Source organism: uncultured Zoogloea sp., from assembly GCF_937894855.1.
Taxonomy (GTDB): Bacteria; Pseudomonadota; Gammaproteobacteria; order Burkholderiales; family Rhodocyclaceae; genus Zoogloea; species Zoogloea oryzae.
Genome location: NZ_CALAYQ010000106.1, coordinates 1 through 3591 on the forward strand (window position 1 = coordinate 1; position 3591 = coordinate 3591).

Genomic DNA, 3591 nt, shown 5'->3' on the forward strand with positions numbered 1-3591 from the left:
TCTCCTTCAACTACAGCCTGCGCCACGACACCAACAGCTACCTGATCCACAACTCCTGGCAGGAAGCCGGCGCCCAGATCAGCTGGAACCTCTTCACCTTGCTGTCCGCCCCGGCCGCCATCAAGTTCAACGAATCCTCGGAAAAACTCGCCGAACACCGCCGCATGGCCACCCAGATGGCGGTTCTGGCCCAGGTTCATCTGGCCCGCCAACAATACGAAAACGCCTACAAGCTGCTCGAACGCGCCGACTCCATCTACACCGTCGACCAGCGCATCTTCGAACACAGCAAGAGCCGCGAGGACGCCGCCACCAAAGGCCGCCTCGACCTGATCTTCAGCAACACCTCGGCCATCGTCAGTCTGCTCCGCCGCTACCAGGCGCTCAGCCAGCTCTACGCCGCCAGCAGCCGCATCCAGTCCACCCTCGGGCTGGAACCCGAGATCGCCAGCCTGAACGACACCTCCCTGTCGGATCTGCGCCGCAACGTCGAGAACAGCATGGAGCAGTGGAACCGGGGCGACGCCCTGCAACCTCCCGCCGCGGCGCCGGCACCGAAAGCCGATGCCGCCTCCGAAGGGGAACGCACCACGGCCGTCGATGGCGAGCAGCCTGCCTCCGTCGCGCCGGTTTCGGCGACGCCGATCGCGGCACGCGGCTTTGCGTGGTCGAACATCTCGGCCGCACAGGGCATCGGCGAACCCAAGGTCAGCAACGCCGCTTGGTCCATCGCCGACATCCACGAACGCTCGATGGGCCAGATGAAGCGCCTCGCCCTCGCCGCCGTCCCGCCCAAGACCGCTCCCTGAAGAGGCTCTCCATGTTCCGTTCCATGCTTGCCATCGCCTTGGGCGCCTCCGTCATCGGCGCCTGGGCCCAGGTGCCGCCGCGGGGCAACCCGCCCCCGCCGCCGGGTGCCGCCGCTACGGCCCCAGCCCTTGACCGTCAGGACATCCGCGCCCAACTCTCGCCCCGGCGATTCACCACCCTCGCCGCCGAAGTCGGGGCGAAGGTCAATCGCATCGCGGTACGCGAAGGTGAGCGCTTCAAAGCCGGTCAGGTGCTGATCGTCCTGGACTGCTCGTTGCAGGCCGCCCAGCTCAACAAGGCGAAAGCCTCGCTGACCGCAGCCGAGAAGACCTTCGCCGCCAACCGCCGGCTGGCCGAACTCAACTCGGTGGGCAAGCTGGAACTGGACACCTCCCAATCGGAAGTCGCCAAGGCCAAGGCCGACGTCTCGCTGATGAACGCCACCCTGTCCAAGTGTCAGATCGCCGCGCCTTTCTCGGGCCGCGTTTCCGAACAAAAGGTGCGCGAGCAACAGTTCGCCCAACCCGGTCAGGGCATTCTCGAAATCCTCGACGACAGCGCCCTCGAACTGGAATTCATCGTTCCCTCCCGCTGGATGGCATGGCTCAAGGATGGCTACCGCTTCCAGGTGAAGATCGACGAAACCGGCGGCACCTACCCGGCCAAGGTGATCCGCCTTGGCGCCAAGGTCGATCCGGTCAGCCAGTCCGTCAAGACCATCGCCGTCATCGACGGCCAGTTCCCCGATCTGATCGCCGGCATGAGCGGGCGGGTGCAGCTTGCACCGCCTGCCTCCACGCCCGCTTCGCCGAAATAAACGCCCATCAGAATTAGCAGGAGGCCCACGATGCCCTCGAACCCGACCCGCAGCTCCTCTGGCAAACGCCGCCTCAACCGCCAGGGGCCGGCCCCGCTGGCCCTTGAACAGCGACTCGTCTTCGATGGCGCCGCAGGTGCCGAAGCCGTCGCCCAGCTGGCCGCCGATCATCCGGTGACCGCCGACGCCACCACCGACAGCTCGGCCGATCTCGTGCCGGCTGCGGTGGGCGCCTCCGCCCCTGATGCGGCATCAGCCACCAGCCTCGTCTTTGTGGACGGGCAGTTGCAGAACGCCAACGTGCTCGCCAGCAACATCGACGGCAGCGCCCGGGTCATCGTGCTCGACCCGACGGGCAACGCCCTCCAGCAGATTCAGGACGCCGTTGCCGGCCGCAACGACATCCAGTCCATCCATATCCTGTCCCACGGTAACCAGGGCGACATCACCCTCGGCAACCTGCACATCAACCAGGCCACCCTCGCCGCCCACACCGACGCCCTGGCCGCCATCGGCTCCAGCCTCGCGGCCGACGGCGACATCCTGATCTACGGCTGCGACGTCGGCACCGGCACCGACGGCAAGGCCCTGGTGGACGAGATCGCCCGGATCACCCAGGCCGACGTGGCCGCCTCCACCGACGCCACCGGCGCCACCCAGGAAGGCGGCGACTGGACGCTCGAATACACCACCGGCGCGATCGAATCCCGCAGCCTCGCCTTCGCCGATGCCGTTGATCCCTTCCTCCTGGGCGCCCCCAGCGTCACCTCGGTGGACGACACCACCTACGTGGAAGGCAGCGGCGCGGTTGTCGTGGACAGCAACATCACCATCACCGGCGGAAGCTCCTACGACGGCAAGTACATCCGCTTCAGCCTCACCAACGGCCAGAGCACCGACATCCTCACGCTCACCAACGCCGCCGACGTGAACGCCTCGGGCGCGATCTCGTATTCGGGCAGTTCGGTTTACCTCGGCAACGGCGCTGGTCGCGACATCATCGGCAGCATCGACGCCACCGAAAATGGCACCGCCGGCAAGGCGCTGAAGATCAACTTCGTCTCCACCTTCACGAACTCGGGTTTTGAATCCGGCTCGCTCACCGGCTGGACGGCCATGAACCAGGTCATCAACCTGGGCACCACCAGCATCGCCGGCTTCACCTCGCCCAATGACGGCACCTACCCGGCCAACGCCGGCAACGACGACCCCTATCCGTCCACCGCCGGCAGCTACAGCACCACCGTCAGCACCAGCCAATACACCGAAGGCACCCGTTCCCTCAGCCTGCTGAGTTCCGGCATCACTACCGCCTCCGGCTACGACGTCGTGCACGGCCCGGCGGTGTACAGCGACACCTTCTCGGCCAGCGCTGGCGACAAGATCTATTTCGACTGGCGCGCCTATGCTGGCGACGACGCCTACGACGTATTCGGCTACATCCTCAACACCACCACCGGCGCCACCACCAAGGTGCTCGACGCCACCGGCACCAGCACCGCCGGCTCGACCAACTGGGCGACCGCCAGCGCCACCATCGGCACCACCGGCACCTACCGCTTCGTGTTCGTCTCGGGCACTTACGACTTCTCAGGTGGCCGTGCCGCCGGCGCGTCGATGTACATCGACAACGTGCGGGTGTATGGCTCGAAGGTGAACGACGCCGTCGTCACCAGCATCGCCCGCCAGGTCGCCTTCAACGCCACCTCCGACAGCCCGGTCACCTCGCCGGTGCGCGTCTTCACCGTCACCGCCCAGAGCGCCACCGGTGAGACTGCATCCGACACCGGCCTGATCAACATCACGCCGACCAACGACGCCCCGGTGCTCGGTGGCACCGCCCAGACCCTTGCCTACACCGAAAACGCCGTCGCCACGCCCATCGACACGGTGATGACGGTCACCGATTCCGACAGCCCCGCCAACCTCAACGGCGGCTGGCTGCAGGCCCAGATCACCACCAA

At 66.5% G+C, this 3591-nt stretch carries 3 protein-coding genes; all 3 read left to right on the forward strand.

Annotated features, from left to right (window positions below):
- Positions 1-809, forward strand: an 809-nt coding sequence (locus Q0672_RS12860) for a TolC family protein (protein WP_298622747.1), incomplete at its 5' end; no start/stop codon positions are given.
- A gap of 11 nt (positions 810-820) precedes the next feature.
- On the forward strand, positions 821-1627 hold the full coding sequence (locus Q0672_RS12865) for an efflux RND transporter periplasmic adaptor subunit (RefSeq protein WP_298622748.1): 807 nt from the start codon (positions 821-823) through the stop codon (positions 1625-1627).
- A 30-nt stretch (positions 1628-1657) separates the two neighbouring features.
- Positions 1658-3591, forward strand: a 1934-nt coding sequence (locus tag Q0672_RS12870; protein WP_298622750.1) for a DUF4347 domain-containing protein, incomplete at its 3' end; no start/stop codon positions are given.